The following is a 25,668-nucleotide window of genomic DNA, read 5'->3' on the forward strand; positions in this document are numbered from 1 at the left end:
TATCCTTACCCCAAAACCTTTTGTGAAGTAACTATCCAACTTCACCAGTTTCAATCGGACCAAAGCCACGGGTAAAGGGCCCGACCAACGCTTGCTATGTCTCAGGAAGGACATCAAATAGTCAAGGTAGTTTCATAGATCCCTGGTTTGAAATCTGTTGGTCATTAAGCCAATTTTCTAGAAGTGTTTTTGCTTGTAGCGGCTCACTAATTTCAAATGAATTACTCGCCTCTAGTCCTTTACCAAGACTTGCATTATGGATAGAGCTTTGACTTTCGTCTAAATAAGTTTGAGCTAAATCACAAGATCTTATTGCAGCGTCGATAGAAGCGGAGGTTCCCTTTAGATTATCCTCTCGAATAGCCCAATTGGCATAATGAAAATAAGCTTCTGCCAACATCATATAAGCATAGCTTCCATAAAGCTCAAGTAAGCTTTTACAATTTTCTATCGCTTCTTTTAATAGTTTGTCACAATATTCGCTATCCAGCTGAAATTGCTCAATTTTGGAGTAAAGATAGTGATTATATCGCTGAACAGCGTGTACCGAATTAAAGGTGATTGCTTTTTTTAACCAGAAAATCTCCTCTAAGGAAAAATGGTCTTGTTGTTTTTTCACTTGTTGTGCCTTGTGAAAAAAATAAGCCCCTTGTAATAAATCGAACATATCTACATTTTTATGTAACAAAAAAACAATCTGAGTTGTTTCTGAGGCAGATAAATATAGTCCGTATAAACAGTATTGTTGCTCCCATAAGGAATTGTAGATGTCTTTCTTACAGAGTGAGTTAAAGATTGGGTTTATATTGGCCAGTTTAATAATTAAATTAAGATTACAGGACACTCTCATTCGTCTAAAAAATGCTTCTTCATCGAATGTATTATTTTTAATTTGCTCTAACAGCAGTTCATCGGCGGCATTTAAATGATATCTATTTCCTGATACCACTTTATATTCCACACATTTGAACATTGAGTACCCCCACAACATAAATGTGTCAATAATAGTACAGTTATTTGTATTGACAATCAACCACGTCGCTCTCTATGTAACCTCCCTTCCACACTGGCACATCAACAATTTTTCTCAAATAAATAATGAAATCCCATAAAATGCACAAGTATTGCACCGACTTAATAATTCGTTAACATTAAGAGCTTAATATACACAAACAAGCAATATGTCAGGTGTAAAAAATGCATTTAAAAATCGAGAGAAATAGCCGAACGAAGAGAAATACTCAAACCCAAAATTCAAACCCCAAATTAATAAGTGAGCAAAATAATCATTCCCCTGTAATTATTACCCCACATTCAACAGAATATCTAAAAAAAATAACTACTATAGTTACGTCTACTTTTTCGACTTACGACAAAAAGGCGGAAAAACAGTTCCAAATTAAACCTATTGTTCAAGGCAGTATGGGACTTTTGCTCCACGGAGTCGATTTTCAGAAAAAAGATAACCCTGCTGATATAGATATCCTTGTATCGAATGTGGGACTAGCTCATCGGCTAATCCGTTGTTTAGGAGAGCATCTGAAAAAAACGGGGTCACCTTATAAAGTAGTTACTCGTGGTAATATATTGGTTTATGATTGTACTTTTATGGATACAACTAAAGAAAATCCAGATTTAACAATTCAGCTCTTCAATAAAGACGATTATGGGGCTAACTATATAGTCGCTGTAGAAAAAGAGGGAATTCCTGTCTTACCACCGAAAGAAGCCTTCATTAGCTTATATGATCGAATCAATCGTCAGGGTGGTAGAAGAAAAGATTGGTGTGCGTTTTATACTCTCATAGAGAAATATGGCGAAGAATTTCTGCACGATGGCTCATTTAAAGAAGAATGGCAAAATGAGATTAAAGCATACTTGGCTCTGCCTAATGATGAAAAGGAACACCTTAAATCTCAAGGAGTGGATCCCGCCTCTACGAGCAAGAAAGATACTTTTTCTGTTCCCCAAATTAGTAAAGAACAGCTTGCTAAACCAGAATTACCACTTGAAAAGGGTCTAATTGCACAAATCGGCATGTTCAATAAAGAGACTACAAAACAAACAACTGCAATGAATCCAGATAATATTGCCGCATCATCAGCATTAATTTTGACCAATAATGTATGATGATAATGCATTAACTTTCCAGAAGAAATTTTATCATGCGTCAAGGCTACACTTGCTAAGCTTAAATTTGTTGGGTCAAAAATGACCCAACCTACGCTTGCTCTATTTTTAGGTTGATTGATAGCCACTAAGTCCTGCAAAATATACGAATCCTAACTTAGAAGGTTCTCTTTTTCTTGTTCAAGCCACTCCAAAAAAGCTTCTCGATCTGATTTAGACAAGTTAAAAATTTTATTTTTAATTGTTTCAATAGGCTGTTGTTGTTTTCTAGGAACTTTGACCCAAGCATCGTTTATATTTATTTTTCCTTGTATTACATTTTCATAGGCAAGGGGATCTTTCTTTTTTAACTTCAAAAGTTGCCCATCAATAGATCTCGAACGAGAGGGTAAATACGTAATATTGTTTTCCTGATACAAATTAGGATTCGTATTATCTTGCTCCCTAAGGTCATTATTCAAATCTTTAATAGAGATTTTATTTTCCTTTGCATACACCCTGACACAGTTATCCACCATACTAAGCACATCACCCCAATGAGCAACATGCTGCATATTTACATCCAGAGCAGACCGCAATAACCACAACATTTCATTGTTAGTAATACCCAGGCCGTCTGATGATTTATCAAGGGCATATTCCCCAAAGTTTTTATAAGGATTATTTCTTTTTTTCCAAACTTCCCGTTCAATAATCTGTGACATTACGGAAGGAAGATTCTGAAAAACCAGTTGATTAAATTCACTTATATACTGATTCGCTTGGACATGTAGCTCTATATCAGAGAGGATTGGCTTCTCTTCATTTGATATTTTATTTGATATTTCTTCTTCTGAGTGCATTATAAATCCACTTGTTGAGCAATAAGCGTTTGGTATTTTAAAACTGCTAAATCGTTATCTTAAGCTGATAAGCTTATTAAACACAATATCCAAAAATAGCGTTCATCAAGCTACAATTTAAAACATACGCCATAAAGAATTTTTCGGTTTTTGTAACTTGAATTTGCGATAACTTATACATGATAGATAAAGAATAACTATCCCCAATAACCAACAGCTAATAACAACAGGAGCGGAAGAGCTATCTTGAAAGAACAAGGATAATCCATAAAATACAAACCAGTGCATCAAATAGAAAAACAAGGCGCATTGACCAAATACCTTCAACGGTTGCGTAAATTTTATCAGTCTTGGGGAAAAAAACTCTGCTTTATGCCACGCCAGTATACCCAAAAGATTTAAGCCACATGACCATAAAAAATACTCGAAACTTGGTGGATATTTTGAGAGACAAAAATAAGAAGCCCATGTTATAGCATCTGTGCTCGCAACCGGTTTGTAATCACCAAAAGAAAACCAACCCAATAAATTTCCAGTACGTAAAGTAAACCATGCACCCAGCAACACCACGGCAATTTGACCTATTGTCTTATAGGCGTCTTTTCCTTTTGTTTGCAACAGATGACCTATCATTAACCCAAAGGCTACTGCGGGAAACCAAGGTATGGGCGTGAAATTAATATCGACATCCACCCCAAAATGATATTCTCCGCTAATAAAAAAGAACGCGGGAAGCAAAGAAACTTGAGCGTCAGAATGATAAGTTCCAAGATACAACTGCATACTTAATGGAATAATTACAACAAATAACAAAGGAATGCAGTATTCCCAAGACCAATTTTTTAATTGTGGCACTGATTTTAATGTTTGAATTAACCACATGCAGCCTGCGGCGACAATCATGCAGATCCCTAGAGTTAACAAAACACCCATATAAAAATAAATTTTTCCGAAGCTCACTATTTCAAAAACCTGTAATAACGTAAGCTGCAACACGATTAACAATCCACCTCGTTTAAGCAGATAGTAAAATACGTGTTTTGCGGAAGCTCCATTGCGAATTCGATTCTGCCAAAGTAAATAAACCCCTATTCCCATCATCATATAAAATCCACCGGCAACTACTGTGGAAATAAACATTTGCTGCATTAAATCAACCCAACTGGTGCCTCGCCAGACAGGTGATATGTTCCAGTCACTATTAACATAATAAAGTGGTTGAAAATAATCCCGGAAATGTGAAAAGGACATCAATAACATGATGAAACCGCGTTGTAAATCCAAAGCATTTAACCGTATTGATTGCCGCTCTAATGTGTCAGAGAGACGTTCTTCGATACTTATGGAATTAAAAAAATCCTTTTCTTCAACCAGATCCCTCATCATTATTTTTAGCCTTAAGTTATATTATGTGAAACGGCTTTCATCATGATGTGTTGATTATTTTTTTCCAAGACTAGGGTCAACAGACTTAACCATAGCCATAAGTATGAAAAATATGAGTAAAATCAAAACTTGCTGTCCCTATAACAAAATGATACCCTCGCTTGTTTTTTAAAGGGATTTTTAGGGCTGCGCATAAAAGCGCGATACGTAGGGCGTTTTTGATAAATTGTCAACAGACCTAGTATCGAGCGTGTTGGTAAAGGGATTTAGTCATGAAAAAAATAATGAGTTTATTCTTCTCGTTAGCCAGTTTATTGGCAAACGCCAGCCCACCTTTGCTTGTTGTACAGGTGGTTATTGATCAATTGCGTGGCGATTTGCTTCAGCAATATCAAGATAAATTTAGTTCCAATGGTTTTAATTATCTTTTTGCTCATGGGATAAATTTTCAAAATACTTATCATGCTCATGCGAATACGGTGACCTGTGTTGGACATGCTACCCTGGCTACCGGTACGGATCCGGTTTTTCATGGCATCATAGCAAATAGTTGGTTTAATCGAGAAACTCAGAAAACAGAATCTTGTGTCAAAGACTTAAAGAGTAAAATTCTTCCCACCATTCATACTAAAAAACCCATGACAGGTCGTTCTCCTCAGAACTTAATGGCCTCAACCCTAAGCGATGAGATCGTATTAGCCAAAAAAGGGCGAGCTTTTGGTATTTCGTATAAAGATCGTGCTGCCATTATTTTAGCGGGTCATGCAGGTAAAGCATTTTGGTTTGATAAAAAAAATGGAGGGTTTATTACCAGCACCTATTATTATTCCGCTTATCCAAGCTGGGTTGTTGACTGGAATAAACATTATTCACCCCAAAATGAAACCTGGTCTTTAAGTAATAAAATAACGAGTTATCGCTTTAAAGAATTTCAACAAAACTTCCCTCATCATACAGGAGAACCTACGGAACCGAGTTATTTTGAAATTTTAGAAGCGATGCCGAAGATTGATGAATTAACTGGCGATTTTGCTATAAAATTACTACAAGAAGAAAAGATCGGTACCAATAATAAGCAAACAGATTATTTGGCTATCAGTTTTTCGGCAGTAGATGGAGTGGGACATGAATTCGGTCCTAACAGCCTGGAGTCAGAAGATAATTTAATTCGTCTTGATAATACCATAGCAAAACTTCTGCACGCAGTTGATAAGCAAGTCGGTCTTAAAAATACTTTAATCGTTTTAACTGCCGATCATGGAGTAGCTAACTCCTCTCCTTACTTAAAGGCCAATCATTTTAAGACCGCTTCCCCTTTAACACTTAAAGACCTACGCATGCTCATTGCAAATACTTTAGCAGAACAATTTAATTTACCCGAAGAGACGATTCAATCCATTGAGTTACCTTACATTTATCTTAACCACGCCCTCATTGACGAGCAGCATGTCGCTTATCAAGATGTGAGTAATAAGTTGCTTCGTGTTTTACGTCAACAAAAAGGTATTTTTCAAGCCTATAGTTTACCTGTACACTCCGCTTCTCAGGATTGGTTGAGTGACAAAGTAAACAGGATGGTTTTTCTAAATCGAGTAGGTGATCTTTACCTTGTTTTCCCACCCAATACCCTTGTTCCCGATCAAACAGATATCGATCACGGTTCGCCTTGGCAATATGATAGTTATGTTCCTTTGTTATTTGCTCATCCTGCATTTCAACCTAAACGTATCATGAATTTAACCAAAACTACGGATATAGCTCCTACGTTAGCCGCCTTATTGCAAATTACCGCACCTTCGGCAGCATTCGGGAAGCCACTTAAGGAAGTGACGCAATATTTTGCTTCTGAGACAACGCCTTGATTACACTATGCTTCATCAAGGTTAAACGTGCTGGTATTAATACAGTGAGGCAATGTCGCCTTGTGGTAATTTAAGGATTTCTCAATTCTTTAGGTAATTTAGCTAAGAATGCTTCATCAAAACTTGTCCCCCAATTCATAACCTTCCAGCCTTTGCCTTCTTTATGCAAATATACCATAGCAGTATCAGTAATGGGTTTATTCGGGGTTACTTCAGCATAAGCGTAGTTTCCTACACATTTTTTTGCGGCAATAGTAACGTCTTTTGAAGATACATCGGTTTTGACGATATAATTCTTAATTGCGCGATTTATTTCTTTGACCTTGTTTGGTGCACAGGGATACCCACCTGTTGCATGACAAGAAATAGAAACAATCCCCATTAATAAAACGAATAATTTATTACACATATAAATGGTTCCCTCATCATGTAATGACTCTATGTTACTAGTAAGTAGGCTGGTCATTTTGACCCAACAGAATCATTTTAAATTTGTTAGGTCAAATGATCCACCCTACTCCTAATCTATTTGGGATTTAGTCCGGGAGAAGCGAACCCATTGTGGTCAAAATGAATTGAACAAGCATAACGACATGCTGCTTTTTTAGGAACTTCTTTTCCATTTTTGGTCATATCGGCATTGGTATATCGACAAAGAATGCTTTTTCCCTTACGGTACAAATGTCCCGCCGCCCCGTCTTCTTGAACCTTAGGGCCTGTGAGTACATTGTAGAGATTTTTTGCTTTCTTACCATGGATATTAAACTGCATGGCATAGGCTGTAGATATACTAAAAAGGTAAATTGAAGTAAAAACCAAGGCAACATGTGCTGAACATTTCATACTAAATCTCCTTTTTTTATTAATTTGTTCCCTTTTAATTGGACGTTTTTGTGTACGTTTTAGAGTAATAGGATGTTTAACAAAAGGCTAGTGTTTCTTTACTTCGCAGAGAATTCTTTATGAGAAGACAATTTAGGGCATTGAAAAATAGCACGTGCAACCCGTATTAGCAAAGCGTAATACGGGCTATGCAATACATTACAAATTTAAAGAGTTTTTGTGTCAATCTGATAAATAAAAAACTTGACCCTATGTGGTCTTATTGTAACTATGTGTAAAGGGAGCTTATTTATAGGAGATTGGTTGATGCTTAGAACGAATTTTTTGAAGACAGTATTTAAGTCTAGGATTTTTTTATTGTTTGTATTTGTTACTGCCTCAGCCAATGCCTCTGATCCTTTAATTTACATGCGGCCAAACGAAACGCCGATGTTCACTGAGTTGTACCAGCGTTATGGCCTACTTAATCCTCCTGCGGTGCATGTTTTTGACAGTGCTGTTTATTTAGGGCAACCCGGTGAAAAAAGCCTACTCATCCCTTCAAGCATGGCTTTTTTTAATGAGGTAGATCAAACGCTTCGTACTTATCATGCACGCATTGGTAATAAAGAATTGTTTTTTGATCCACGTGAAACAAACTATGCCTTTTGTCCATCGAATGGATCCCTGCAAATTATTTTTGCCTTAGTCTATGCGATTGCAACGACAGAACCACAAAAACAGTTTCTTTTTGTTGAAAAGATCCCTTATTATTCATTTCATGAGCATGCAGTGACTTTTCGACCCTATCCCAATGCACGATTTCAGGGTTTTAACGATCCGAGTGAAGTGAAGCCAAAACCAAATGAAACCGTGGTTGAATTTGTAACTTCACCCAATAATCCTGACGGCACTTTTCGCAAACCCTATACGCAAGCAAACATCATCATTGCTGATTTAGTTTTTTCTTCACCATCCTATGGTAGTGATGGTACGGGATATATTAAAGACAATATTGCTTGGCTTACTAAGGCAAGGAATGAAGGCAAGCATGTTTTAGCGTTTAATTCTGTTTCCAAAGCACTTGGAAAACCGGGATATCGCCTTGGTTATATGTGGTTTCCTATGAGTGATTCATATGCTGCCAGTATTTTTCATAATTTCTTTTCCTATACCTGGAAGCTAACGACAGGAGAAAGCACTCCAGGCGTTGCTGAAGCGTTGAATCTTATGTCTGCTCTGGTCGCACTTCCCGATGCAGGACAAGCCCTGCGCACCGATGCCTTTAATACTATTGTAAAGCGGCATAACCTTGTCAAAACAGAGATGCTTAAGCGCTATCCTGGAACAGAAGTCATAAGTATTCCAGGCAGTCCTACTTTTTTTGCAAAGCTCAATAGTCCAGACATTGCAAAAATGACTGGAGAGGAGGTTCTGCTCAAAGATCTCAATTTTGCAGTAGATAATGGTAACGCGATGGGCGCTACAGATGCCTTCATTCGCATTAACTTATGTGGCTATAGTGGTGATCTTGCTGAGTTTTTGAATCGCCTCACCCAAACTAAAAAATATAATGCAAATGAGCTCTTGGTATCCTCAACAAATCATTGTAAGCACAGGACAATTCACAGTAGTGAAAACATGCAGTATGTAGCTAATCTTGATGATTGTATTATTAATGTTGATGCAAAAGACGCTAACGTTGAGATCGTGTTGCCGCAATTCATTAACTATCAACAAAGCAATTTAATCTCCATTAAAAAAATTGATAGTTCGAATCATTCAGTTACCGTGCGTGCAAATCAATTAACGAAATCACTTAAGGATCAAAACGAACAGTTACAAATACAGTGGACGCAACCCTTTTTCATGAATGGTCAGTGGCAAATTGCACATTCATAACATGAATGTGCCCGTTAAAGGAAATAGCGGCAATAAAAGCCCTTGCGTGACTAGCTTTTGCAGCGTGTTTATCTGCAAACATCCCAGGATTACGCAATAAAGCAAACAGAGCAACTGTCTTGAAATTGAAACGTCAAAGACAGCTGCTCTGTTTGCTTTATCTATAAAAAACGATACTCTCAAGACCCCGAATTTCTCAAATTCATTTTTTATCTATTGAAAAGGTTTGGTCTGATTTGGAGCAGAGATTGCTGCCTTTTGCTGAAATAGAATGGTACTATGGCACCAACTATAAAACAACATGGACTAAAAATGGAGATTTTGCAATGAAAAAGACGGCTGAGATAATCGTCGAATATTTAGAGTATACATCAGATGCTCTGAAATACACACCGGCAAGAGGTAAAGATGTAGGTGAACTGTTAAATAAATTAAATGGAAGGTTATTTTTTACACCCTCCCTGGGAAATGTTCAGATAAAAGCACCTACGGAGCTATTAGAAATATTATGTGAGGACAAAGTACTCGAATTATTTGGCGAACTCTTCGATAAATGGAAGCCTCGAGTAAACGAAACGAACCTAAGTCATACCAAAGCAACTTTTTATAAATTTTTTTTCGAGCCTATTCAAGAGAATGAAGCATGGCAAAACTTCTGGGAAAAGCAAGTTCAATTAATAGCAACGCGGGTTAAATCTGAAAATAGCGAGGCAACAGAAGAAGAGATAAGCAAAGAAATCCAAAAGGTACATGATCAAATCGCCAGTGCCATTATTTATAGAATACAACAAAGTTGGCTCAACAGACAAAACCAAAGAATTACTGATGATTTCGCAAGAGTATTCACTGAATCTGAACGCGCTGAACTATTAGTAAGAAGAAACCTCCTGACTGCTAAAGTAGCTGTGTTTGCTACGATAATTAATAATTCCTGGAATACTCTAGAACATTTTTTAGGCTCAGAAAGTAACCCAGAAAAGGGAACTATTTATTTTGACTTTAATGATGAGATGAGAACCTTGGAAAGGGGCTTGGAAACTCGCATCGCTCAAATACTACAAATGAAAAAAGGGTCAAAAAAAGAAGAGGCAATTAGTGGTTTAGCTGCTGACATTCATAGTGCAAGGCAAGGAAAAGGATACCGGAATCTTGGTGAAGGGGTGAATGAAGGAAAACTACAAAATGCACTGCGAGTTTTTGTTACTAAATTAATGGATGATACGTCGCAAAAAGGCAAATTGGTCATTGAAAGTGCGGCAAAAGGGATATTAGAGGATATCAAAAATAATCTTACACAGCGCATTGATGATGTTAATTTCCCAGAATATTTAATTACGATACACGTGTTGAGTACTATAGAAAATAAAGATATCAAGAAAACGTGTAAAGACTTAGTACTTTTATGCGATACAAAAAAGGACACCGTAACGTTATATGATAAATCTGAGGAACTAACATTTTCTAATAATAAAGGTAGAGAGCGAACAGAGACCATTTCAGAACCATCATCATACAGCCCAGCTCAATCCCCACGCCTAACTCCTCGGCATACACTGCAGCACGCGCCAACCAAAGAAAAAGCACCTAGTCTATTGGAACGATTCTTCGGAAAAAAAGGAGTAGATCAGAATAGACCTGCTCTTAAAAAAAATAATTCATTTATATTCCCAGAAGAGATTACAGATAAAGAGACAAGGAAACTAAAAAGAGCTACAACATCGTTTTTTAAGGTTCATGATGATCGGGAAAATCAAACACCCCCTAAAAAATCTAGCTTAAGCACAGAATTCAATTAGCAAAATAACCTCCAATATTTTTTTCGCCTCCGTACTTGCGCATAAAGCGCTGTACGGAGTGAAATTTAAATAAAACTAACGATCCCTCAGGTCAAAATGACCCAACCTACTTGCTATAATATTGTGTTATAAACACTATAGAAGTCTTTTATAGTATTTCTTATAAGGAGTGTTGGTATATGGATTTAGCTTCATTAAAAATGTATCGGCTTAAATATAAATTGCCACGACCATTTTCTATTGCTACATATACCTGGACTCATTTAGAAACTATTTTAGTTCAACTTCACTATAATCATTTTATTGGTATTGGTGAGGCAGCGCCGTTTGCACTTTCTACTGGCGAAACCTATGATTATGTAGTTTCTCAGTTAGAAGAGTTTAAACGTTATGCGATCAATCCTGACGACGCGCCACACGTTTTTTATAAGCTTCTTCAAGACAATATGAACAGTTTTCATGCGGCTGCTGCTTTGGATAGTGCCTTTCATGACTTACTTGGTAAGATCAAAAATAAACCTGTATATGAGCTTTTTGGTAATGAGAAGAATCTCTCGCCTAATAGCTTGACTATACCGGTTTTAGGTTTGAAAGAAACTAAAGAGTATGCGTTGAGTATTCTTCAAAATCATCCTCAAGTCCAATTAATTAAGATTAAACTGGATAATGATAAAATTAATCCTGAAATAGCACGAGTAATTAAAGACGTATTTGCCGAAAATGTGGCTTATATTATTGATCCAAATCAATCCTTTAAAGATTCACATCAAGCGATTGACGTTTTAAAAGAAATACAATCGATTTTAGGTACAATTATTGCTATTGAGCAGCCCGTGGAAAAGCATGATTATCAAGGATTATGTGACATTAAAAGCCAGTTTGATGGAGTCGATATTTATGCTGATGAGAGCATGGTGGGCATGGATGAGCTGGAAAAACTGATTCGCATGAAGGCTGTAAATGGAGTTAATATCAAGATTCAAAAAGCAGGTGGAATTTGGAAGGCAAGACTTCTCGCACAAAGAGCCCTTGAAGCCGGATTAAAAGTTATGGTGGGCAGCATGCTGGAAGGGCCTTTAAGCGTTGCAGCAGGTATTCATTTTGCAGCATCAATGTCTAATGTCGCATTTACTGATTTAGACAGTGATTTATTCTTATTTCAGGATTTAAAAGAACCCATTTTTACTCAGTCTCCTTACATTCAGGGCATGAGAATACCTTTTAAAAAGCCAGGTCTTGGAATTGAGGTTAATGAGCATGCTCTGAAACATCTGGCACTACAAAAAGTCCTGATTTACGAAGAACTGTAATTGAGCCCAACTACGTGCTGCAATAAAAGGTTAAATGTTTGACATAAAGAGCAATTATTTATAAAATTATCGGTTTTTTGGAGAATAAAATGGAACAATATGCGTTTTTTAAAAGACACGCAATAAAGGCTGCAGTCACTGTAGCGTTTGGAGTAGCGGCCATGGCTGCATTTTATCAAGCATACACCAATATGTTTGCTGAACAACAAACTCCCGGCTTTGAACTTTAATTGCCTTTTTCTATTTTATACTTGGAAGCACGTAGATTGGGTCGTTCGACCTGATGGATCATCACTTTTTTTGAGCAGCTCATTGGTCTTTTAATGAGCATATCGATTGTATATCGTGTCATTCCCGCGCAGGTGGGAATCTATCCATCAAATTAGTTCCTTACTCTGTTTGTGGAATGGATTCCCGCCTGCGTGGGAATGACATAAACTTAGAACAAAGTGTATTATTAACATTAATATTGATTATTAATAAATCTTATGTATGGAAAGAGGTGACGATACCTCAGGTCGTTCGACCCAAAAAATTCAGTTCACTATCACTTAGGTGCATTTGAAAAAAATCAGAGTATTTTTTTATCACTCAATGGACTTTATCCTATAAAATAAGCAAAATTGATTTAGGGAATTCAGTGAAGAGAGGGCAAAGGATATGCCAAAAAACTATAAATTCCATGATGATAATAATTCTGAGGAATCATGTTACGAAAGTGAAGGAGAAACAGAATATTATCCAGAAAAAACCATTGGTTCTGGAACGTACGCCAGAGCAAGAAAATTTCAATCCGCTGATGGTCAAAGATCACGCGCCGTACTTAAGCCTATGGATCAGGATGATATTGATTTTAAAGAAGTTTATAATAAATATAATTTTTTCAAAACGCTTTACCCTAAACAGAATATTGAATTAATAGAACAAGAGGATACTTATCGTCTGGTGCTTCCTTATATTGTTGGCATACCCTATGAGAAGCTGAGTTTTGCTAACAAAAGGCAACAAATAAAACTTTTTATTTCTGCAATTGAAGCATTAAAAGATTGTCATAATAAGGGATATATTGTGTTGGATTTAAAAGCGGATAATATCCATTATGACATAAGCTCTGGTAAAAGTTATTTACTGGATGGAGGTATTTCTGTAAAGGAAAATAAGCTGCTCGATCCTAATATCTTTTTTGTAAACAATAACGAAGATCGGATATCAAAAAAAAAGAAATACACCCAAATTGCACCAGAATGTTGGTCGAAAACGCCAATTCCTGCCCGAAAAAGCATGGATGTTTACGCTCTAGGTTCTATGATGCAATCTGTATTGATAAAGCCATCCCAGGATATCCATCGTCTCATTCAATTATGTCTCGCCCCTAAGCCGGGACATAGGCCCACTTTGTATGCACTGGAAAAACAACTTCGAAAATTATTAATTCATCCAAGGAATCAGCAAAAAGATGCTCTCTCTGAAAAATACTCAAGTAATGAAAAAACCAATTATGTAACTTCTTTGAAAATACTAGAAAAACAAGGGATTGTACCCACGAAAAGACAATATAAAAGACTTAGAGAAAATAATAAAATCCCAAAAGCTATTGTTGATTTTAATCATGCATGTGTCCAGCTCTATGAGACCCAAAATAAAATAAAAAACATTTATTTTAATATTTATAAAAGAGAAACTCTAACCTTAATGCTCCGAGGTGCTATCGAATTTAAGAAAGAATACCCTATCATTGAGAAAAGGGCTCTGGTCTTCATTAATACTCAGTTGTTTAAAGAATTTAGCCGAATTCAAGCCATTAAGATTTTAACTACACTAAACAGCCCAACAACAGAATTAGCCCCAACACTTACTTCGAGTAAATCGAGAAACAGCTTTTTTCAAGCTCCTAAAAAAATACCTAAAAATGACGAACTAAAAAATCGGGTTGTGTTAAACGTTGTACCTACGAGCTAACCCCCCAAGCTCGACCGACACTTGCTGCCAAATGTCTCAACCTTTCATTTTAAGACGAATTGACAACAACCATTTTAAACGTACTATAGCAAGTCTTCGCTAGGGCTTGCCCTTATATTGATTTATTTTTATGTTAAGCAATAAGGCATTGTTTTTATGTGTATTTTTAATGAGATCAAAGTTCAAGAGCATTAAAAAGTACACTCAGCGAAGTCCAAAAAAATTAAAGAAATGTGATTAAATTTACTAATCACAGAAATACAATCTTGTATCTAATATATAGTCTTTAAAGGAGTAAATTAACATGTACGGCAAAATTGATAATAATGATGACTCTGTGTCGAGTGCTTATACTATATTGTTGCTGCTTGCTGCTCTTGCTGCAGTGACGTATGCGATTGCACGATTCGCTGAGTCGAACAATCGCCTTAACTATGAAAATCGTTTTGCCCGCATAATAGCCGGCCTTTTGCTAGTTATGACGCGTATGATGCATACAAAAAGTGGCGATTTAGAGATTACTAATGCAGAAAAAGAAAGTAAACTCATTGCAGTAGGTCCACATCGAACTGGATGGGAAGCAGTTGTCCTTGCCTCAAAAATGAAGGGCACACCACCTCGTTTTCTTGCCACAACTGCTTTTGATGCTATGCCCGGTGTTTCTTCTTTTCTGAAGATGTTTAAAGCAATACCGGTAGATGCAAATTCAACTAAAAGTGATGGACGATCTGCCAATGCCGGTGCATTAGAACAAGCGAGTAAAGCACTTAATGAACAGGGCTGTGTCGCACTTTTCCCTCAAGGTAATTTTGCACGACTAGGCGAAGAACCACCTAGAGTCTACGCAGGAGCAGCCAAGCTTGCATTGATGAATAAAATTCCTATTCATGTTGTTCGACTTGATGGGTTCTGGAGTTTACAAAATCCAATTATTCCTGTATTTGTTCGCAACAGTACTTATTATCGTGCATTTTTTTCAGCGTTTCATATGAACAATGTACGAGCTACATTATGTTCTGTGATTGATTTCCACCTACAGCCGGAGAACGAGGAGCTAAGTGAAGAGAAAAAAATTGAGGAGATATGTGCTCAACTTTATGCTTATTATCGTCATACACAGGAACTTACTCCGGAACAAATTAGTACTATTAAAACAGAAATATCGAATAAAACTCATCTCCTAATTTGGAATAATAAAGTCAAACGAGATGAATTAGGAAAGCAGCTCTTAAGCTTAAAGAAAGAAGGAGCTAAACTGGAAGAACCTACTGTAGCATCAATGAGTTTAAGTTAAACGAGCTGTAGGTTGAGCCTTGGCCCAACGTCTTTTATGTTTGAGATATGACTTATTGTTGGGCCAAGGCCCAACCTACACTTAGATTAATTCCTCTAGCTGTAGTCTAGCTGCTTGCAGCCAGGGGCTATTTGTACATTCTCATTGGATCCTGGTTGAAATATCCATTCTCATCTTTATTTTACCTCCTTACAACGTGCACACAAGCAGATCGAAAGAAGAAAATCAATCCATTTTGATTTATAGTTAATCAGAAATGCCTCGTCTATGGAAAGATCATGTCTGCTATGTTCTCGATGTAAAAGCCCAACAGGAACTAGATAAGTTTGTTCGACAAATGAATAAACTAACTCCTGCTAAAACATTTGGCGAAGATGAATCCGTAATACGAAACACGTCCAGCTACTCTTTAAAGAATTATCACAACCGTCAGGGCAAAAATATCTCATTCCTTCTGTCTCCATAGAACGATTAGAAGAAATGATTAAGCGCGGGTATCTTAATTTAATTGCCGAATGTTTACCCAACAGTTTTTTTAATGACGTAGAAGAAATGATTCAGCATAGCGACATCACATTTAAGACAACAAAAAACTGATTGATGCAATAATAAAAGAAATTGAATCACCGGAAATAAATCTCCCTAAGGCTGGTTTTTTCAAAACGACTGCGTCTACTAAAGAACGAACTGGGCAGCTATTGCTGGGCTCGCAAAAGACTGGAACCATTGTAACGAAAGGACCTCACTAATAAATCTGATCGTCCTGTGAGAAGAACCTGGTAAGGAATGGAGAGAGTCCCGCATTACGCTTTCGCTCAATGCGGGCTACGATAACTGTTAAATCACCTTAAACGGTTTTGATATCCCTTCATAAGGATAGATTTGTTGATTCCAACCGTATTTATAATGGCCTAAATGCTTAATCCTATAGGTTCCTGGTATTGCATCAGCTGGAATTTTCCAATATACATGACCATAGGCATAGGCAATAAAGATTCGTTCCCATCGGTAAACCGTATTAAAATCCCAATCATGGGCTATTGTTTGCCATTCTCCACCAGCGTTTCGTTGTACCTCCAGAAAACCCTTCATGGTTTCAAGATTATTTCTTGGATGACCGGCCCAGAAAATGACATGCACAAGCTCTCCGCGCTGATACTGTTCCTCGGGTTCTAAGTGAACACTACCAAAATTTAGCGTTGGGGGAACATCGTCGAATACTACAGAGGGAATTATGTTCCCGGTATGATCACTTAGATCTTCAGGTAAGGGACCTGGATCACTTTCTCGCTGGTAAATCATATCTAGGGCGATTTGTTTCAATCCTTGCAGGTACGCAGGTAAAGTCCATGGACCAAATACTGTAAAACCCCCTTCGTAATTTTGTTGCATGTATTCTTCGGGTGTCGTGATATATCCTGCATAAGAATTGCTAAGCCCAGCAATGACCACATGTTTTTCTGGCACGAGAAAGGCCTCATGTAATAAATTTTTTATTCTTCGGCCGGACATGGTAGTAAATTCGCCAGGAACACCAGCAATCACTAAATCACCGATTTTGAAGATTTGCACAGGCATATTATGAGGCACCCATGCTGGTTCGTTGAGGCCAACAGCAAGAAGAATGGGTTTTGGTTGCTGACAGCGAATCATCGAGGGAGTGGGTTGCTTTATAATGTCGCGTATAAAAACAAAGAAAGGATCGGTTTCTAATTGACCTTGATGAAAAAAAATCTCTAAACCAGGACCATCAGTAGTGCCAGCACCGAAAGAATAACCCAGAGTGGCCCGACAGGTATGCTCCTCGGCTCCACCAGTGAACTCGGATCCCACAGAGGTATTTTCCATATCGAGATATTGATGGCGATAATCAACACCTTTGCCAATCGGTGTATTCGCTGCATCAAATAATTCTTTCGCTTTTCTGTATTGCCGCTCACCAATGATGAAGGTATGTTGAATGTCCAGGCACGTCATTTTATCACAGTCGCCATCAGACGAACTGTCAAAGATGTTTGGACTGTTATCACCCTCATTGGCTTGAGCAAATGCAGCCACAAAGGTCTTAGGGTTCAGATAATCACTCTGCATGCTTTTTTCAAAAAGATAAGATGCATAACCTTTATTATCTCCACTAATAAGTACATTTTTATTGCTCATTGACACACCATGTACAGCATGCCAGTTGATGGTTCCTATAGGCTCCTCTTTTTCATTAACTAGCTTAATCAGTGTGAATGATTTATCGGTGTCATGTTCATATTGATTGCGTTCTTCTTCAGGGTTTTTTAAATAGGCGCTTACGGAGCGATTTTTGCTCGTATTGGTAAGTTCGGAAGTTTCAATATAAATGTTACCCGGTTCAAGATTTTGGTGAGCGCGAATGATCGATTGCACAATTCCATTCACAACCGCTTTATAATTTTTCTTATAAAATCCACGTATTGTAAAGTTATACAAGTGCTCAAATGCATATCCTCCCGTGCCAGAATGGGTATGCGTAGCACTAATCATGACATTTTTATCGTTATATAAGTCTCCGTATTGATCTTGGAGTTCTTTGATAACTCCCTGCTTTATCGATTGGAAAATCATACCCAGGTCTGCACTCACAAAAACCACACGCTTTCCTGTATCTGGTGAGGCAATGATAAACGCTCGAGACCAGAGACGGGAGTGTATACCTTGGGCGTATTGTTGCAGCTGTGCATACCCTAACATGTTGATTTCAGCAGCTGCCCCTGTAATATCGTAAATACCGGCACCGATTATAAAAGGAGATTGAGCTGCCGAGCATGACAGGGAAATAAAAATGAGGCTTAGAAATAACTTATTTAATTTTAAAAAAATTCGAAGCACAGTCATCGCCTTTGTCATATTGCTTTACTCAAGTTTAACTTTTTTTGTAATATATTGAAATGATGATAACAACTCGTTGCCTATAGCAATGCGCTTTAAAATTGTTAGGTCAAAAAGCCGCCCTACTTTCCCCTTGAGAACCTATCTATTGCCCACCGCAGTTAATAAGAGCACATGTTTCGCCGTTTCTCTAATGTTAAGGAGATCTCGCAATTCATCATCATAAAATGCGCCTACGGAACAAGCTCCTAATTCACGGGCTTCGGCGGCAAGATAGGTTGTTTCTCCACCTATACCAGATTCTAAATTGGCATACCGGTAATCTCTTTCTCCATGCAACGTACCTATCTGACTGAGATCAACGCTCCAGGCAATAACAAAGGCTGCTCGTTCAAGAAGCTCCTGAGAAAGCCCGGCTTGATATATTTTTTTTGAAAAATTACCCTCTCTGATTTTCTCTAAAGCGGCTTTTTCAGGAATATACCGGTAAACACCTTGGGCTAAGTCTTTTACTTTAGAGACGATTACGAACAGTTCCACACGACTTCCCTCTTCAACATTATGTGGATTTCTAAGGGGAGCAAAAGACTCGCGGATTACACCTGCAAAATCGTCAAGACTCACCTCTTGGTCGGAAAACTGCCGAAATGAGCGGCGACTTTTAATAACGGTAAAGGTATCTTCTTCCGCTATGGACCCAAATGGTAATTGAATAAGCGCATCTGCAGTGGGTATATCATCCTGATATTTTGTTACGTCAATTTTGGGAGCTTTCATCAATCCTTTTTTCCATTGAACTGAGGTTAGCTTATAGGAAAGACGCGTCAGTTCGATATCTTGAATCTTTTTGGGCAGAACCACTGGAGTGAATTGAGGTATTGTTACGAATTCAGTGAGCTTATTCTTTCCGAGCACAACCATCGATAAAACGCCCTCGTCTTGTGGTGATAGCCCCAAGACTGTCTTCATTTTTTCATCATCAAAAAAAGATGTACTTACATAAGGTAGCAGTATGGATGAGACCACAACTCCAAGGTTGCCTAAAATATGCCCGGCATCTGGCACTATGTAGCGAAAAGCACGCTCCCGATATTTCCAAATAGTACGGTCAAAATTGGCCGTGATAATAATAATGGCGGAGGCATTTTTTTGTATGTCCGGATAAGGACTTGCCAGAGAAAGTGATTGAAGTGATTGCTGATTACCAATTTGCGTCAGATTATGATTTGCTGGGTGGTAATAATAAATACCAGGCTTAAGTCCTTTTACATTGATTGCAGCAACGTATATATCATTGGGATATAGTGCACCTGCTGATGCGGCGGCGCGCAGCAATAAATGCACGCCAGGATAATTTAACTTATCTGTTATTCCGTTTGTATAATAAAGAACATTCGATAAATTCTGTAAACTCAAAGAAGTTACCGAGTTTGATTGCACTGGGGATAAGCTTTGACTCAACGAAGTGCCTGAACGATTGCTAGGTGTCGGTAGGGCAGTCACTGGATAATTGGGATAGTTTTTAAATTCCTCAGGTTTGGCAATATTAAACCTGAGGCCAAACACAGCACTGCGAGTGAGGTCCCCATGATGGTGGATATAACTAATAGAGTCTACTTTCTTTTCTCCAGTGGTAAACCAGATTCGATGACCACTCGGTGTTTCCGGGTTATTCTCTATAAGGGGGATTGTTGCTGGTCTAATAAATTCATACACGATTGTCGTTATCACGAAATAAGCGATTAGCATTATGACAATTAAAAAGATTTTTTTGATCCATGGCTTCCATTGAGTCTGTGTTTCATCAAGCAGAACTGAGGGGCTATTTTTTTTTAGCCAGTGAAAAACCAAGGGAAGTTGAAACCAAAGATGGACAGAAACTAAAAATAGTAAACAATAGCCAAACAAATAATGTAAATCAAAGGCAGGCAAATCCATGCGTGCTACCCAAAATAGCCCCAACCCGGCAGTAATGAGTACATAAAAAATCAAATAGATTGCCGAGATCATATTGATGTCTCTTCTTTTCATTGGTTTCCCCATGAAGGCACGTACAAATAAATAGACAATCATCAAGGTAATAGGGAGAGAAAACCAAAAGAATTTTTCCATAATATCTATGAGCTCCGAAATTTAACGACAAAAATAACTTTGTCTCATGTATTTATACTTCATTAAGAGGAAACTGTCATTGCGAAGGTCGGAGCCCGAGATATCGTCACTTTTTTAAACAATTAATCAGGATTATAATGATCAAATTGTTTATATAGTGTCATTATTTTAATTCGTTACTTTGTTTACGAGATGAAGCAACTGTCTCGAAATCAGCTTTCAAGATAGTTGCTTCGCATGCTAATTTTAAGCCAGTAAAATCAATAAACTCCACATTCTTTTTAATGTTCAAAACTTAATGACAACACGGCCAATAATTTCACCTGCCCTGAGTAGATTGAGGTGTTCGTTAATTTGCTCAAGCTTAATTAGTTTAAGCGTATGTTGGATTCGACCTTGTGATGCAAGCGCTATTATTTCGCTGAGATCATTGTAATTACCCCAGAATGAGCCATGATAAGTATATTCACGAGATACAAAAGGAAAGAGTGGAATATTAATCTTGTCTCCTACCAGGCCAACTGAGGCATAGTGTCCCCCAATCGATAAGAGTCCAAATCCCATAGGGATCATTTCTTCGGCACCTACACAGTCAATTATGGCATCCAGTTCACCTTGGCCAGTCGCTTTTTTTAACTCATCTCGAATATCATCGATTGATTTACCTTTGGTGCTAATCACATGATCCGCTCCATATTTCTTGGCAACCGTAAGTTTGTCGGGATGACGCGCAAAAGCAACCACTGTCGCTCCAGCACCCAAGAGCTTTGCATATTGCACAGCATAAGTACCAAGTCCACCAACACCTAGTACTCCAAGTACTCGATTTGGTCCCAAAACTCCGGCATCACGAAGTTTTTTAATGCCTCAATAGGGAGTTAAACCTGCGTCAGTTAGAGGAGCAAGTTCTTCGGCCTTGAGATTTTTATCCACCTTGATTAGATATCTCGCAGGAACAGGAACAAATTCCGAATAACCACCATAAGGACCAAACCCTGGCCACTGTCCATGACTACAAATTTGCGTATTGCCTTCATGGCAGTGACGACAAATCTCATCACCCCAACCACCAACAACAACTACCTGATCACCTTTCTCAAACCCAGCAGAACCGGGGACTAAGCTGCCTATTTTTTGCACAACACCTGCTATCTCATGGCCTGGCGTGAGTGGTAAAGGGAGATTTGCATATTTTTGAAAATAACCATCAAGTAATTGCACATCAGTTCGACACATACCGGCTGCTGAAACTTTTACAAGGATTTCATCAGGTTTGATATCAGGAACAGGAACTTCTTCAAGAACCAAGGGCTTATTATACTCATGCATACGTACTGCCAACATATTAGTCTCCATCCTAATGCGTTTCGCTCTAATTATAGTACTAAATGAAACATCTCCAGATATTAAATTTATAAAAATTAAGCGAGACAATAGATATGGCTGAGTATTGATAGATTCATTCATTAAAGTGAGTTTTTATATTTGCTGGCTGTTTAGCCATATTTCCTATGGTATTATTTTTTTGTTATTAGGTCTGTTTACATTTCGCTAGAAAGGACAGTAAATAAAAAGGAGAAGGGCATGCCACAAACGCTTATTAAAGTAGATCTCAATAAAAAACCCCATGAGCAACCCTATCCGCTTCACAATCGATGGCATCCTGATATTCCTGCCGTAGCAACCGTAAAACCAGGAGATATTTTTCGTGTAGAATGTCTTGATTGGACAGGAGGACAAATAAAAAATAATGATAATGCGGATGACATTAAATATGTTGATTTAACCCAGGTACATTATTTAAGTGGTCCTATCGCAGTTCAAGGAGCACGGCCTGGTGACATTTTAGTAGTAGAAATTCTCGACATAGGTGCACTTGAAGGAGCGGAATGGGGGTTTACTGGAATTTTTGCTCATAAAAATGGAGGTGGTTTTTTAACCGACCATTTTCCCAATGCTGCAAAAGCTATTTGGGATTTTGAAGGTACATTTACCTCTTCTCGACATATTCCAGGTGTTCGCTTCCCTGGTATACTTCATCCCGGCCTAATTGGCTGTGCCCCTTCTCACGAACTTCTAGCTCAATGGAATCAACGTGAAGAAGCACTTAAAATGAAAGATCCTACACGGATTCCTCCTTATGCTGAATTGCCACAGAAAAAAGGAGCATTATTAGGAACGTGTACACATAATAATTATGAAAAAATTGTTCATCATGCAGCTCGAACTATTCCTCCGCGAGAAAATGGTGGAAATTGTGATATTAAAAATTTAACAAAAGGGTCGCGTATTTTCTTTCCAGTATTTATAGAAGATGCCCATCTTTCGGTAGGTGATATTCATTTTTCTCAAGGAGATGGTGAAATTAGTTTTTGCGGAGGAATTGAAATGGCAGGATGGATCGTCTTAAAAGTAGATCTTATCCCTCAAGGATGCAAAAAATATTCACTTAAAAATCCACTGTTTTATACCCCTTCGTTAGAACCACATTATTCTCGCTACTTAATATTTGAGGGAATATCAGTTGATGAACAAGGAAAACAACATTATTTAGATGCTACTATTGCGTATAAGCAAGCTTGCTTGAATGCAATTGAATATTTAAAAACAAAAATGGGCCTCAGTGGAGAACAAGCATATCTTTTATTAAGTGCAGCTCCTATCGAAGGACGCATCAGTGGAATTGTAGACATACCCAATGCGTGTTGTACCCTTGCTTTACCGCTTGATATTTTTACGAGCGATATTATGCTTCGTTAATTGTATTTTTTTAAAGCGATATCATTGCATCAGCATCGTTTGAGAGTCAGTTGAAGAACGTCGTATGGGGATGTACTAAATAACGGACTTTCTCCCTCTTAGAAATTGGAGTTTTCGATGAAACAAAATGTATCTCATCTGCCAAGAGAACTCAGCCGTATGGTTTCCTGGGCCCTTACTCGTTTAGGAAAAGCTATTGCAGAAGTTTATGGAAAAGAAACATATGAACGAATTGAGCAAATCCGGCTATCCATGGAAGATACGATTGGGAGTGAACCGTTTGCACTTAGAAAAGCACTTCTCAGTCTTCAAACTGAGCTTTCCAAGCTTGATAGAAATCAGCTTTATCAAATTGCTCATGGGTTTTCTCTCATCATGGAACTCATTAATGCCTGTGAAAGTGCCTACCGTATTTTTCGTATCAACCAAAGAGAAGAAAAGGTCTATTCTGACAGGCCTCAGGGTATTCACTATGTCTTAACAGCGCATCCAACAGAAGCGCGCACAAATGAGTTTTTAATGCTATTTAAAGCAATTCGCGACGCTCTTGTCGAGATTCTAAAATCCCCCTATCTGATGAATGATTCTCATCTTGATCAAATGCTTAAAATCGCACTTCAGATAAATATTTCCTATCATAAAAAACCAAGCGTAGAAGACGAAGCTCACTACATCTATCAATACGCACTCAATCCACTCAATATCAAACTTTATCATTCCCTTTTAACCAAAGGCGTTCCCATTCAATTACGTACTTGGGTAGGAGGTGATAAAGATGGACACTCAGGCGTAAATGAAAAAATCATGGTTAAAAGTCTCGAGCTTTCTCGATCTTTTTTTATTGCCTGCATTCAGAAATACCTAAAAGAAGTACTCGAAATTGTGAAGCTCTCAACCGCATTAAATGAAAACAAAATCTTGGTAAATCAGATCAATCAGTTTATTAAAAAGGCGAATGAACATAGAAAAATACAACCAAGGGATCACGAGAAAGTATCTGCATTCAAAAAGGAATTAACTGCTGTACAGGCAGAAACCTTAAAGTTTTTAAATTTCGAGCCCGAACAATTCTCCATTATTTCCAGCATTTTTCAACTCTATCCTGCTCTGGTCATACCTATAGAACTCAGAGAAGATTCAGCCGTTGTCAAAGAGAGTTTAACAAGCACAAAAAAAACAACAATTACCAAAATGCTTGAACACGTCTATTCTATAACTCATGGGACTGATCCCAAAAATTACATACGAGGTTTTATCCTCAGCATGGTTGAATCAGCTGAGGACATAAAAAATGGAATTAATCTGGTGAAACAAATTTTTAGAAGTTATGCCCTACCTGTTGTACCTTTGTTTGAAAATCAACTTGCTCTCACCAGTGCTGATAACATTTTAAATCATTCAATCACTGAAGATATTAGACAAAAGCATCTTAAACAGTGGGATGGAAACTATGAAGTCATGCTGGGTTATTCCGACTCGTCTAAAGAAAATGGTGTATTACCTTCCCGACTCATGATTGCGAAAAGCTTAAGAAGTATTCAGTCTGTACTGGAAAATAAGAACCTTCGGCCTATTTTTTTTCATGGATCGGGCGGCAGTATCGAACGAGGAGGCGGGGATATCAAAGAGCAAACCGCTTCCTGGTCCAAGGAAATGATGGATAATTATAAAGTGACTATTCAAGGAGAAATGGTCGCAAGACTCTTTAGTTCGAGCTCCATACTCAAAAGTCAGATTGACAAATTCCTTGATATCTACTCACAAAAAGATAAAAACACTGATAATAGCTATCCTGAAGAACTGTTATTATTTTCTACAAAGGTCAGTCAGAAATATAAAGCGCTTATCCAAAGCGAATGGTTTTGGTCCATCATTGAACAAGCTTCGCCCTACCATTTTTTGAAAGAGCTGAAGATTGGCTCTCGTCCGACCAAACGAAAATCAGGTCCTGATCAAAGAAAACTTCGGGCCATCCCCTGGATCCTATGCTGGACACAAACGCGGCTTCTTTTCCCTACTTGGTGGGGGATTGGTTCCACATGGTTAGAGTTAAATGACCTTGGAAAAAATAGACTTAAGGTTCTCTATAAGGAAAATGCTCTTTTTGCTTCCTTTGTCAAACAATTAGGTGTAACCCTTTCTAAAGTTTACCTCCCTATCTGGGAACAATATTTGTACGAATTGACTGGATCCAATGAATACCTCAAGCCTTTTCAATCAGAACTCGAGTCAACCATCCTCTTCTTCTATCAAATAACAGGTGAGACCGATTTTTGTTTTCATCAGCCCTGGCTTGGGGAAAGTATTCAATTAAGATCAACCATGATTCATCCTTTGAATCTCATTCAGATTGAGGCCATGAAAAGAAAAGATTTACCTCTTTTAAGAAAAACAGTCACAGGCATTTCTTGTGGTATGTTGACAACAGGATGATAGGTGCAAGTATTTTTTTCAGAATCAACTATACTAACTGAACTTGAATGTCGATGTAGCGTCTTTTTTGCTCCTTACGAACTCGATTGGTTGTTTTAAATAAGCTACTCAGTGTTGAAATTCCCGCACTATTTTATACACTAAATAAACAGAACGAATTAAAACAAAGGATGTTAGCAACGCTAGATATTAATAAGGAAT

The 25,668-nt window shown here is 37.8% G+C and carries 19 protein-coding genes; 10 read left to right on the plus strand and 9 right to left on the minus strand.

Translation table 11 applies throughout. The annotated features are described in order from the left end of the window. Window positions 1-121: 121 nt before the first annotated feature. Window positions 122-973 carry a DUF5630 domain-containing protein gene (locus Lani_RS17225; RefSeq protein ID WP_019234139.1) on the minus strand — a complete coding sequence of 284 codons (852 nt, stop codon included), beginning with the start codon at window positions 971-973 and terminating at the stop codon, window positions 122-124. 224 nt (window positions 974-1,197) lie between these two features. Here Lani_RS17225 and Lani_RS17230 point away from each other — a divergent pair, with 224 nt between their 5' ends. After that, complete coding sequence (locus Lani_RS17230) at window positions 1,198-2,130, plus strand: hypothetical protein (protein ID WP_019234138.1); 933 nt, start codon at window positions 1,198-1,200, stop codon at window positions 2,128-2,130. Between the two features lie 152 nt (window positions 2,131-2,282). Here Lani_RS17230 and Lani_RS17235 read toward each other — a convergent pair whose 3' ends face one another. Together Lani_RS17235 and Lani_RS17240 are read right to left on the minus strand one after the other, a co-directional pair. Beyond that, on the minus strand, window positions 2,283-2,972 hold the full coding sequence (locus tag Lani_RS17235) for a hypothetical protein (RefSeq protein ID WP_019234137.1): 690 nt from the start codon (window positions 2,970-2,972) through the stop codon (window positions 2,283-2,285). Window positions 2,973-3,089: 117 nt separating this feature from the next. Next, entirely contained in the window at window positions 3,090-4,358 is a 1,269-nt protein-coding gene (locus Lani_RS17240; protein ID WP_019234136.1) for a heparan-alpha-glucosaminide N-acetyltransferase domain-containing protein, read from the minus strand. A 272-nt stretch (window positions 4,359-4,630) separates the two neighbouring features. Between Lani_RS17240 and Lani_RS17245 the strand changes: the two genes are divergently transcribed. Further along, a complete protein-coding gene (locus Lani_RS17245) occupies window positions 4,631-6,220 on the plus strand; it encodes an alkaline phosphatase family protein (RefSeq protein WP_019234135.1) in 1,590 nt (529 codons plus the stop codon). 70 nt (window positions 6,221-6,290) lie between these two features. Here the strand turns inward: Lani_RS17245 and Lani_RS17250 are convergent, their stop codons facing one another. Both Lani_RS17250 and Lani_RS17255 read right to left on the minus strand, forming a co-directional pair. After that, window positions 6,291-6,629, minus strand: coding sequence for a hypothetical protein (locus tag Lani_RS17250; RefSeq protein ID WP_019234134.1), 339 nt, complete (start codon window positions 6,627-6,629; stop codon window positions 6,291-6,293). A gap of 116 nt (window positions 6,630-6,745) precedes the next feature. Beyond that, window positions 6,746-7,063 (minus strand): hypothetical protein, encoded by a 318-nt coding sequence (locus Lani_RS17255; protein WP_019234133.1) that lies wholly within the window; start codon window positions 7,061-7,063, stop codon window positions 6,746-6,748. A gap of 357 nt (window positions 7,064-7,420) precedes the next feature. Between Lani_RS17255 and Lani_RS17260 the strand changes: the two genes are divergently transcribed. The 6 genes from Lani_RS17260 to Lani_RS17280 all read left to right on the plus strand — a co-directional run bounded on the left by Lani_RS17260 (window position 7,421) and on the right by Lani_RS17280 (window position 15,303). Next, complete coding sequence (locus Lani_RS17260) at window positions 7,421-8,944, plus strand: aminotransferase class I/II-fold pyridoxal phosphate-dependent enzyme (RefSeq protein WP_160163612.1); 1,524 nt, start codon at window positions 7,421-7,423, stop codon at window positions 8,942-8,944. A 326-nt stretch (window positions 8,945-9,270) separates the two neighbouring features. Further along, on the plus strand, window positions 9,271-10,740 hold the full coding sequence (locus tag Lani_RS17265; protein ID WP_127908217.1) for an RNA-binding protein: 1,470 nt from the start codon (window positions 9,271-9,273) through the stop codon (window positions 10,738-10,740). Window positions 10,741-10,919: 179 nt separating this feature from the next. After that, window positions 10,920-12,050, plus strand: coding sequence for a mandelate racemase/muconate lactonizing enzyme family protein (locus Lani_RS17270; protein ID WP_019234130.1), 1,131 nt, complete (start codon window positions 10,920-10,922; stop codon window positions 12,048-12,050). Window positions 12,051-12,139: 89 nt separating this feature from the next. Beyond that, entirely contained in the window at window positions 12,140-12,280 is a 141-nt protein-coding gene (locus Lani_RS20345) for a hypothetical protein (protein ID WP_019234129.1), read from the plus strand. Window positions 12,281-12,710: 430 nt separating this feature from the next. Then, a complete protein-coding gene (locus Lani_RS17275) occupies window positions 12,711-14,009 on the plus strand; it encodes a protein kinase domain-containing protein (RefSeq protein ID WP_019234128.1) in 1,299 nt (432 codons plus the stop codon). Window positions 14,010-14,313: 304 nt separating this feature from the next. Further along, window positions 14,314-15,303: a lysophospholipid acyltransferase family protein gene (locus Lani_RS17280; protein WP_019234127.1), complete on the plus strand. Its 990-nt coding sequence runs from the start codon at window positions 14,314-14,316 to the stop codon at window positions 15,301-15,303. A gap of 837 nt (window positions 15,304-16,140) precedes the next feature. Here Lani_RS17280 and Lani_RS17285 read toward each other — a convergent pair. The 4 genes from Lani_RS17285 to Lani_RS20680 all read right to left on the minus strand — a co-directional run bounded on the left by Lani_RS17285 (window position 16,141) and on the right by Lani_RS20680 (window position 21,618). Continuing rightward, complete coding sequence (locus Lani_RS17285; protein WP_160163611.1) at window positions 16,141-18,162, minus strand: neutral/alkaline ceramidase; 2,022 nt, start codon at window positions 18,160-18,162, stop codon at window positions 16,141-16,143. A 141-nt stretch (window positions 18,163-18,303) separates the two neighbouring features. Beyond that, window positions 18,304-20,274, minus strand: coding sequence for a SagB/ThcOx family dehydrogenase (locus tag Lani_RS17290; RefSeq protein ID WP_019234125.1), 1,971 nt, complete (start codon window positions 20,272-20,274; stop codon window positions 18,304-18,306). Between the two features lie 288 nt (window positions 20,275-20,562). Next, window positions 20,563-21,111: a zinc-binding dehydrogenase gene (locus Lani_RS20675; RefSeq protein WP_019234123.1), complete on the minus strand. Its 549-nt coding sequence runs from the start codon at window positions 21,109-21,111 to the stop codon at window positions 20,563-20,565. 30 nt (window positions 21,112-21,141) lie between these two features. Then, window positions 21,142-21,618, minus strand: a complete 477-nt coding sequence (locus Lani_RS20680; protein WP_019234122.1) for an alcohol dehydrogenase catalytic domain-containing protein — start codon at window positions 21,616-21,618, stop codon at window positions 21,142-21,144. Between the two features lie 240 nt (window positions 21,619-21,858). Between Lani_RS20680 and fmdA the strand changes: the two genes are divergently transcribed. Together fmdA and Lani_RS17305 are read left to right on the plus strand one after the other, a co-directional pair. Beyond that, window positions 21,859-23,034, plus strand: coding sequence for a formamidase (gene fmdA / locus Lani_RS17300; protein WP_019234121.1), 1,176 nt, complete (start codon window positions 21,859-21,861; stop codon window positions 23,032-23,034). A 117-nt stretch (window positions 23,035-23,151) separates the two neighbouring features. Then, window positions 23,152-25,467: a phosphoenolpyruvate carboxylase gene (locus Lani_RS17305; RefSeq protein WP_019234120.1), complete on the plus strand. Its 2,316-nt coding sequence runs from the start codon at window positions 23,152-23,154 to the stop codon at window positions 25,465-25,467. Window positions 25,468-25,668 lie beyond the last annotated feature (201 nt).

The sequence above is a fragment of the Legionella anisa genome (genome assembly GCF_001467525.1).
GTDB classification, from domain to species: Bacteria; Pseudomonadota; Gammaproteobacteria; order Legionellales; family Legionellaceae; genus Legionella; species Legionella anisa.

What these genes read in the sequence shown, in the direction of transcription:
- Lani_RS17250 (WP_019234134.1), bottom strand. Translation starts at nt 6,629, where the DNA reads ATGTGTAATAAATTATTCGTTTTATTAATGGGGATTGTTTCTATTTCT.
- Lani_RS17225 (WP_019234139.1), bottom strand. Translation starts at nt 973, where the DNA reads ATGTTCAAATGTGTGGAATATAAAGTGGTATCAGGAAATAGATATCAT.
- Lani_RS17255 (WP_019234133.1), bottom strand. Translation starts at nt 7,063, where the DNA reads ATGAAATGTTCAGCACATGTTGCCTTGGTTTTTACTTCAATTTACCTT.
- Lani_RS17290 (WP_019234125.1), bottom strand. Translation starts at nt 20,274, where the DNA reads ATGGAAAAATTCTTTTGGTTTTCTCTCCCTATTACCTTGATGATTGTC.
- Lani_RS17265 (WP_127908217.1), top strand. Translation starts at nt 9,271, where the DNA reads ATGAAAAAGACGGCTGAGATAATCGTCGAATATTTAGAGTATACATCA.
- Lani_RS17240 (WP_019234136.1), bottom strand. Translation starts at nt 4,358, where the DNA reads ATGATGAGGGATCTGGTTGAAGAAAAGGATTTTTTTAATTCCATAAGT.
- fmdA (WP_019234121.1), top strand. Translation starts at nt 21,859, where the DNA reads ATGCCACAAACGCTTATTAAAGTAGATCTCAATAAAAAACCCCATGAG.
- Lani_RS17245 (WP_019234135.1), top strand. Translation starts at nt 4,631, where the DNA reads ATGAAAAAAATAATGAGTTTATTCTTCTCGTTAGCCAGTTTATTGGCA.
- Lani_RS17235 (WP_019234137.1), bottom strand. Translation starts at nt 2,972, where the DNA reads ATGCACTCAGAAGAAGAAATATCAAATAAAATATCAAATGAAGAGAAG.
- Lani_RS17270 (WP_019234130.1), top strand. Translation starts at nt 10,920, where the DNA reads ATGGATTTAGCTTCATTAAAAATGTATCGGCTTAAATATAAATTGCCA.
- Lani_RS20345 (WP_019234129.1), top strand. Translation starts at nt 12,140, where the DNA reads ATGGAACAATATGCGTTTTTTAAAAGACACGCAATAAAGGCTGCAGTC.
- Lani_RS20680 (WP_019234122.1), bottom strand. Translation starts at nt 21,618, where the DNA reads ATGTTGGCAGTACGTATGCATGAGTATAATAAGCCCTTGGTTCTTGAA.
- Lani_RS17275 (WP_019234128.1), top strand. Translation starts at nt 12,711, where the DNA reads ATGCCAAAAAACTATAAATTCCATGATGATAATAATTCTGAGGAATCA.
- Lani_RS17280 (WP_019234127.1), top strand. Translation starts at nt 14,314, where the DNA reads ATGTACGGCAAAATTGATAATAATGATGACTCTGTGTCGAGTGCTTAT.
- Lani_RS17230 (WP_019234138.1), top strand. Translation starts at nt 1,198, where the DNA reads ATGCATTTAAAAATCGAGAGAAATAGCCGAACGAAGAGAAATACTCAA.
- Lani_RS17305 (WP_019234120.1), top strand. Translation starts at nt 23,152, where the DNA reads ATGAAACAAAATGTATCTCATCTGCCAAGAGAACTCAGCCGTATGGTT.